Source organism: Okeania sp. SIO2B9, assembly GCF_010672505.1.
Classification (GTDB): Bacteria; Cyanobacteriota; Cyanobacteriia; order Cyanobacteriales; family Microcoleaceae; genus Okeania; species Okeania hirsuta.
This window is the reverse complement of the sequence record NZ_JAAHGK010000206.1, coordinates 1-7,698: the sequence shown is the minus strand read 5'-3', so window position 1 is coordinate 7,698 and position 7,698 is coordinate 1. Positions and strand designations below refer to the sequence as shown.

Annotated in this window: 6 protein-coding genes; 4 read left to right on the top strand and 2 right to left on the bottom strand. The window is 39.5% G+C overall.

Annotated features, from left to right (window positions below; translation table 11 throughout):
- Positions 1-6 precede the first annotated feature (6 nt).
- Positions 7-1,212, bottom strand: a complete 1,206-nt coding sequence (locus F6K13_RS09835) for a Coenzyme F420 hydrogenase/dehydrogenase, beta subunit C-terminal domain (RefSeq protein WP_124155519.1) — start codon at positions 1,210-1,212, stop codon at positions 7-9.
- Positions 1,213-1,618: 406 nt separating this feature from the next.
- On the opposite strand from F6K13_RS09835, the gene F6K13_RS35020 reads away from it, so the two are divergent.
- The 4 genes from F6K13_RS35020 (at position 1,619) to F6K13_RS09820 (ending at position 6,072) form a co-directional block, all read left to right on the top strand.
- Positions 1,619-1,891 carry a type II toxin-antitoxin system HicB family antitoxin gene (locus F6K13_RS35020; protein WP_124155520.1) on the top strand — a complete coding sequence of 91 codons (273 nt, stop codon included), beginning with the start codon at positions 1,619-1,621 and terminating at the stop codon, positions 1,889-1,891.
- On the top strand, positions 1,869-2,099 hold the full coding sequence (locus F6K13_RS09830; RefSeq protein ID WP_240041669.1) for a type II toxin-antitoxin system HicA family toxin: 231 nt from the start codon (positions 1,869-1,871) through the stop codon (positions 2,097-2,099). The genes F6K13_RS35020 and F6K13_RS09830 overlap by 23 nt, the downstream gene beginning before the upstream one ends.
- Positions 2,100-2,271: 172 nt before the next feature.
- Positions 2,272-5,274 carry a HEAT repeat domain-containing protein gene (locus tag F6K13_RS09825; protein WP_287287299.1) on the top strand — a complete coding sequence of 1,001 codons (3,003 nt, stop codon included), beginning with the start codon at positions 2,272-2,274 and terminating at the stop codon, positions 5,272-5,274.
- 180 nt (positions 5,275-5,454) lie between these two features.
- Complete coding sequence (locus tag F6K13_RS09820) at positions 5,455-6,072, top strand: hypothetical protein (protein WP_124155475.1); 618 nt, start codon at positions 5,455-5,457, stop codon at positions 6,070-6,072.
- Between the two features lie 296 nt (positions 6,073-6,368).
- On the opposite strand, the gene F6K13_RS09815 is transcribed toward F6K13_RS09820, so the two are convergent.
- Complete coding sequence (locus F6K13_RS09815) at positions 6,369-7,481, bottom strand: NAD(P)/FAD-dependent oxidoreductase (RefSeq protein WP_287287301.1); 1,113 nt, start codon at positions 7,479-7,481, stop codon at positions 6,369-6,371.
- Positions 7,482-7,698 lie beyond the last annotated feature (217 nt).

Sequence of the window (7,698 nt, the reverse complement as noted above, 5' to 3'; positions counted from 1 at the left end):
TAAAAATTATTTCGGCAACTTATATTGCCCTACAATTTTCTTGGCAAACTCTGGCACATGAGCCTCTAATTTTTCTGGATGATTCCGCTTAACATAGAGATAATTACGAGTGAAATGAGAATCAATAGAAAACCGCCCATATTCCAAACCTTTAGGACCAATTTTTTCAATAACAACTCCCATTAATTTTGCAGCCCACATCGGCAAAGTAACAGCTTGGTCATAAGCCGGAATACTTTGTTGAACAGCATTTTTTCTATCTCCCTGAGACATTACAGGTTGAGTATCTAACTGATTCATCACCAAATCTAACATTTGTTTTCCAGTCTCATTCCTAACAGTAATCCACTGCCAACCAAAAGGCGCTCCCATATATCCCACGACCAAATCTGCCAAACCATTTACATAGTCAAAACAACTCATACAAGAAGGAGCAAAAACATCTTTTAATTTCTTAGTATTCAACCCAAAAAATGGCACTTTTTCTATAGAGCCATCCTCATGTTTAAAATGTACTCGAAAATCTTGCATAAATTCATAATGCACCACAGTTTCTGGTGACTTACTCGTAGTATCCAAGAACTTTTGCAAACCCTCTCTAGTCACATTATCTACACAGGGAGTTCCCAAAACATAGAGCTTTTCTAAACCTAATTGTTTTTCCACGGTTCGTAATGCTTGAATCTGACAACCAACCCCAATTACTAACAATTTTTTCATCCCAGAATTTTCAATTTCTTCTAATACCGAAAGATTAGGAGAAAGAGTCGGTTTATTCACTTTTGCTGCCAATACTTCCTCCGGAGTCCGGGCAATAACTGGCATCGGTTGAAAGCGGTCTTCCTGAGTATTTTGTACACAGACCACGCCTTCCACGATACCTTTATTCAACATTTCACAGGCGATCGTACTCACAATACCAGTCCATTGTGCGCCTTCAATAGGTTGTTTTTTCCGAGCTGCCATCATATCTTGATGAACGCCGAAATAAGTCTCATTATCATTGTCGAGGTTGCGGGTGCGTCCGTGAGTTTCTTGTTCGAGGTTGTCAAATTGTTGGTTAAGAAATGCACAAGCATCCTTGACATAATGGATATAATATGTGTCGCACAAACCACATTCGCTACAGAGTTCTTTGGCAGGGCGACGCGCACCTGGTCTAAGTGCTTTAGCTTTCTTGTGTTTGGGGGTGTTTGGAGTTGAAATAGTCATTTCAGTTAACAGTTATCAGTTATCAGTACCTCACCTCCATTAATAGGGAGGCAAAGTTAGGAACTTTTATCTAGAATACCACTTTTTAGTTATCAGTTATCATTATGGAGAGGTCTATTAGACATCTGGTAAAAATCAAAAATAAAATCAATTATTATCCATAAATTATCAATTACTCCCCTCCTGGGAGGGGGAGGGGCGAGGGGTGGGTTTCCCCTGTTCCCTGTTCCCTGTTCCCTGTTCCCTCTTTTCTGGAGAGGTCTATTGACAAATTCTTAATATGGAACGCCAAAAATCTCCCGTTCCCAAATCTTCTCCCCCATGTTAGAACTAATATTGTAGTAATCTCTCAAAGACAACCGATGGATATTCCCAAATTTAGCAGGAAACTAAAAGAGGTTCGGTAATGAGCGTAAATTACATTTTAAGCCAATATATAGACGAAGCAATGTCCGAAGCAGTTTACGATAAACTCGAAGATGGCACTTTCGTCGGTAGAATTCCATCCTGCAAAGGCGTTATCGCATTTGCACCCACACTGCGCCAGTGCGAGAATGAGTTACACTCGACCTTAGAAGATTGGATTCTAATAGGGTTGAAACTCCGTCATGCTCTGCCAGTTATTAGCAACATCAATTTGAACGAGGAGCCAACCCGTGATCCGGTGGACACCCTGTAAGCGTCGGGATTTTGTCAAAAAATTGCGACAATTGGGATTTGATGGACCTTTTTCTGGCTCCCGACACCAGTTTATGGTCTTCGATGATAACCGTTTAACCATTCCCTCTAACGATGAATATTCTGTACCCCAATTGCGGATGATGATTCGAGAAATTGAGGAAATTATCGCTCGTCCTATCTCCCTTGATGAGTGGGTGACTTTATAGTTACTCCAAAGCGTTCGCGGAGCGTTGCGGATGCAATATCGCTTCTCCAAAACCAACCACCTCTGAGGGGCGATCGCTGAGGTGCTTAAGTCCTATATAATCACCGATTTACTTACAATGAATAATTGCTATAATATACTTTCAAAAATTCTCTTTTTGGGTATTCTAATTTATGGTCAAGCCTCCTAAACAGACCTTATTAGCTGTGCTGAAAATAGCTCTGGTGTCTACTTCTTTGCCTTTAATAGTAACAAGTTTGTCTCCATTATACCCAAGCACTAAGCAAATTAATAGTCTAGTCTTTGCCCAAGAAAATGTTAAGCCTAACCCTCAACCTACTGCTAGTCTTGAACCAAAAAAGACAAGTCAACCAACTGAACAAAAAACACAGGAAAATTCGGAAAATTCTGATGATGAGAAAGACTGGGAAGGATGGTTAATTTTAATCTTTGTGCTGACGAGTTTGTATTTAGGAATTCTCTGGTTTCGCCCCTTATTGTTATTGGTTCTACCTGCGGAATTAAAGATACCGAAAACACCAATAACTCCAGAAGTTAAACTACCTGTTGCTATCTTACGTTTTCTCAAGTATCGCCCCAGGGTATTAGATGCTTGGGTGGAAAAACATCTGGAGACTTTTCAACAGAAGTTTCTGGAAAATGAAACTGTTGAGGAACGAAAAGATTATGTTTCTCTTCCAGTTGAATTAAACAGTCAGGAAATTGATGAACTGACGGCGGAAACTTTGAGCGAACCTTTTAAAAAGGAAAAGCGAGTGCGACTGTTAATTTGGGGTGAAGGAGGCTCAGGAAAAACAACTATTGCTTGTCAAATTGCTAAATGGGCAATGAAAAAACAGCATCAGTCTAAAGCTTTAGCCAAACATTTGATGTTACCAGTTTTAATTGAGAAGGAAATTGATAATACTGGAGATGGCATCAAACCGATAATGGAAGCAATTATGGCAGAAATTCAGGAGTTGATCGATAACGAACAAATGATAGTTGATGAGTTATTGGTTAAACAACTCCTACGAAAGCGCCGAATTTTATTGATAGTCGATCGCTATTCGGAGATGAGTCAAGAAACTCAAGGAAAGTTTAATCCTGACTCGAAGGAGTTTCCAGCAAATGCTTTAATTGTCACTTCCAGGATAGAGGAAGATTTCCGGGGTATTGATATTAAAATTAAAACTCTCCGGTTTGATGGAGGAAAGTTAGCTTATTTTATCGAGCAGTATTTGAAGGAGTGCGGTAAGTGGCATTTATTTGAGGCAGATAAAGAAGATTTTTTACAGGAATGCGCTCAACTTGCACGCATTGTTGGGGAACAGAAGACTATTACTGTTTTGCTGGCAAAGCTTTATGCTGAGAAGATGATCAATAGTAAGGAGAATAATTTTACCTCTGAGGGTTCTCTCGACAATATTCCCGATCTGATACTTAACCATTTAGAAAAGTTGAACCGTCAAGGAGAAAGAGAGACTAAGAGTGAATATCCTACAATTAAACAAGATGCTCAACTAATTGCTTGGAAATGTTTGGAGCAAAATTATAGATCATCTTATGCGGAACGGGAAGCAGTCGTTAGAGCTTTTGAAGATTTGGGGAGAAATGATGCAACATTATGTCTTGAGTATTTTGAGAAACACCTCCGACTGCTCAAGTCTATTGGATATGGTGAAAGAAAAGATAGAAACAAAATTCGCTTTGCTCTCGATCCGTTGGCGGAATATTTGGCTGCACTATATTTGGTAGAGCAGAATAAGGATGATGAGGAAAAGTGGCGGGAGTTTCTGGTAACAGCAGAGGAAAAGTTGGGTAAGGAAGAAATTAAAGGCTTTTTGCTGGCAGCGAGAGATTGTTGTTTGGCAAAAGGTTCAGAGCTTAGAGTACCTAGTTTTGTAGCAGATGAAATTGGGAAACTAGCAGGATTAGATTTGGAGGAGTTAGAAAAAGAGTTAGAGAGGCAAAGGATTAAAAGGCTTGTCCGCAATTTGTTTGCTCCAGGGGCAACGGTACGAGATAGGTTGGACGATCTTAGAAAAATAGGAGGTAGTGGTTCAGTCGCTAAATTTGTTGTTCTTGATATTGTTAAATGTCTAAAAGATGAAGATTCATCGGTGCGTTATTCTGCTGCACAGACGTTGGCAAACTTAGGCAATGGTTCTGAACCTGTCGTCCAAGCTCTTTTACTTTTACTTCAAGATGAAAAACCAGGGGTGCGTAATTCTGCTGCACAGGTGTTAGGCAACTTAGGCAATGGTTCTGAACCTGTCGTCCAAGCTCTTTTACCTTTACTTCAAGATGAAAAACCAGGGGTGCGTTCCTCTGCTACACAGGTTTTAGGCAACTTAGGCAATGATTCTGAACCAGTGGTGCAAGCTCTTTTACCTTTACTTCAAGATGAAAAACCAGGGGTGCGTCATTATGCTGCACAGGCGTTAGGCAAGTTAGGCAATGGTTCTGAACCTGTGGTCCAAGCTCTTTTACCTTTACTTCAAGATGAAGATTCATTGGTGCGTTATTCTGCTGCAGAGGCGTTAGGCAACTTAGGCAATGATTCTGAACCTGTGGTCCAAGCTCTTTTACCTTTACTTCAAGATGAAAAACCAGGGGTGCGTCATTATGCTGCAGAGGCGTTAGGCAAGTTAGGCAATGGTTCTGAACCTGTGGTCCAAGCTCTTTTACCTTTACTTCAAGATGAAAAACAAGGGGTGCGTTCCTCTGCTACACGGGCGTTGAGCAAATTAGGCAATGGTTCTGAACCTGTGGTCCAAGCTCTTTTACCTTTACTTCAAGATGAAGATTCATTGGTGCGTGATTTTGCTGCAGAGGCGTTAGTCAAATTAGGCAATGGTTCTGAACCTGTAGTCCAAGTTCTTTTAGCTTTACTTCTAGATGAAGATTCATCGGTGCGTTATTCTGCTGCACAGGTTTTAGGCAACTTAGGCAATGATTCTGAACCAGTGGTGCAAGCTCTTTTACCTTTACTTCAAGATGAAGATTCATTGGTGCGTTATTCTGCTGCAGAGGCGTTAGTCAAATTAGGCAATGGTTCTGAACCTGTAGTCCAAGTTCTTTTAGCTTTACTTCTAGATGAAGATTTATGGGTGCGTGATTCTGCTGCAGAGGCGTTAAAAAAGTTAGGCATTAATTCAAAGCTTGAAAAGTAAAAAACCTAGTTGTTCAATTAATAGGCGTTGCTGAATCAAGGTATGAAAATAAAAATTGAACAATTTGAAATAGTTGTTATTCAATGGTTTATAAATTACAAAAAAATACAAATCATACCCAAAATCAGCAACGCCAATTAATAAATATTTCACAGAAAAAAAATAAGGAGCAACAATTAAATGCCTTACAGCGATTTAACATTACCCAAAATTCAACAAGAATTTTCCTTAACAATCAATGAAAAAGTCGATTTTTTTGCCAATATTCCAGAAATTAAACCAAGCGATTTTCTAAAACAAACATTACAAAATAACTTACCATTAGCCTTAGCAATTAATACAGAAAAAGCCCGTTCTGAAATGATTATTGCCCCAATTTTAATAGAATTCAGAAAAATCCTGAATAATCAAATTAGCCTGTTTTCCGGAACAGAATTTAACGTCGATACTGCCAGAGGATTAAACGGTACTTGTGACTTTCTCATTAGTCTAGACCCAGAACAACTATTTATTAAATCTCCAGTTTTTGCCATTGTAGAAGCTAAAAAAGAAAACTTAAACGCGGGATTAGGGCAATGCCTAGCAGAAATGATTGCAGCACAAATATTTAATCAACAACAAGGCAATCAAATTTCCACCATTTACGGTGTCGTCACCACTGGAAATATTTGGAAATTCTTACAATTAGAAAATACAGAAGTTCATATCGATCTAACTGAATACTTTATTAATAACTTAGAGAAAATATTGGGAATTTTATCCCTGGGAATTAATAGTAATTTGCCCAACAAACAGTAAAATATGTAGATGCGTTAGACGGCAACAATTTAGAAGATGAAAAGCATTTAATAATCCGTCGCAGGGCACCGTTAAAGAAGAAATCATATAAAATCTGGTTGAATAGTTGTCATTGCGACGATAGGAAGCAATCTAAGGGTTGCGCGGAGATTGCTTCCTTCCACTCCGTTCCAGTCGCAATGACTTAGATATAGTAATTATCCGGAAAGGAACGAGTTGGTTAGGACATAGACTAATGATGAATCTTAGATTAGGCAATGTTTTTCCCACTGTTGCCTGTTGCCTGCTATACAAGATTAAATTTCTCTCAAAAAACTTTCCCCTGGTAATGACAAATTCTGTAGTTTACTATTTACCCAATTTGCTGCTACTAGGCCAGAAGCGAAAGCACCCTCAATATTATCTCCAGCACACCAGTCACCTGCACCTACTAATGGCAATGGTAATTCTGTAGTCAGACAAGAAACAGCTAAAGGTTGACGACAAAAAGCATAACGCCACCGATGTACTTGCAACCATTCTGGAGATTTTAACCATGGCGTCAATTGTTGCCCTGTATACTCTAGTAATTCTTGCCCTGCTGGTTGTAAGTTTGTGCTGTCGAGGTGGGTAGTGGCAAATTTGGCGTTGCTTTGAATGACAAATACAGGTTGAGTAGAATGAGGGCGTTTACTGCTATCAAAACCTACCCAAGCAAGATAGTCATCATTAGGAAAAGCAAGCGATCGCCACTCCGGTAAATTTTCCTGTAGAACTGGAGAATATCCCGCCATCACAGTAATACAGGGGTCATATTCCACAAAACGCAAATTATTGAGAAATTCGGGTGGCGTTTCCGCAACAGGTTTATCTAAAATCATTAATGCTTGAGGTGCAGGAATAGCTACAACAACAGCTTTCGATATTACTTCTATAGGTTTTTCAGTAGCAACATCATTAGTAACTTCCAGACTCAGATGCCAATTTTTGTCTGCTGTTGCTTGCATAGTTTCCACTCGCCTACTAAACCAAACCTCTAAATTTTGGGCAAGAAATTTACCCACAGAGTTCATTCCCTGGGGCGTAATATAACAATCTTTGGTAATAGGAAGTATTAACCCCTGGGGTTGAATTAGTTCATAAATTTTATCAGTCCAAAGTTGCAGAATGTGCTGGGAAGAAAGGCCATTTTTTTTTCTTTCTAGATAATTAATTAATTGTTGCAAAAATTTACCTTTGGGTTCAAGATAACGTAGCCCATGATCTACACGAGTTCCTGATACACGGCGAGTTGCCATCCGTCCCCCCGCTCCCCGAGACTTTTCCACTACCACCACCGAATAACCAGCCTGCTGGAGTTGTTGAGCGCAGACTAAACCAGCCATACCAGCACCAATTACTGTAACATCAAATTGTTGCGATCCCATCATCATTTTCCTGGCGACAATAAATAGTTATGTTATAATTATCTGGCACTCAACCTTAATTCGGTAATTTGCCTCTCAAACTAGAGTAATTATAACTAAGTCATGCTTGGTGGGTGTGGAGGAAACCTAAGTTGAATGAACTAAGAGCAGCACTAGAATTAGCAACAGAAGAGGAGTTACAGCAGTTAACAGAACTTTTGTTTGGGCGCGGGATCAATCA

Excerpts from the sequence above, each read along its gene's own strand:
- F6K13_RS09825 (WP_287287299.1), top strand. The coding sequence starts at position 2,272 with ATGGTCAAGCCTCCTAAACAGACCTTATTAGCTGTGCTGAAAATAGCT.
- F6K13_RS09815 (WP_287287301.1), bottom strand. The coding sequence starts at position 7,481 with ATGATGGGATCGCAACAATTTGATGTTACAGTAATTGGTGCTGGTATG.
- F6K13_RS09820 (WP_124155475.1), top strand. The coding sequence starts at position 5,455 with ATGCCTTACAGCGATTTAACATTACCCAAAATTCAACAAGAATTTTCC.
- F6K13_RS35020 (WP_124155520.1), top strand. The coding sequence starts at position 1,619 with ATGAGCGTAAATTACATTTTAAGCCAATATATAGACGAAGCAATGTCC.
- F6K13_RS09835 (WP_124155519.1), bottom strand. The coding sequence starts at position 1,212 with ATGACTATTTCAACTCCAAACACCCCCAAACACAAGAAAGCTAAAGCA.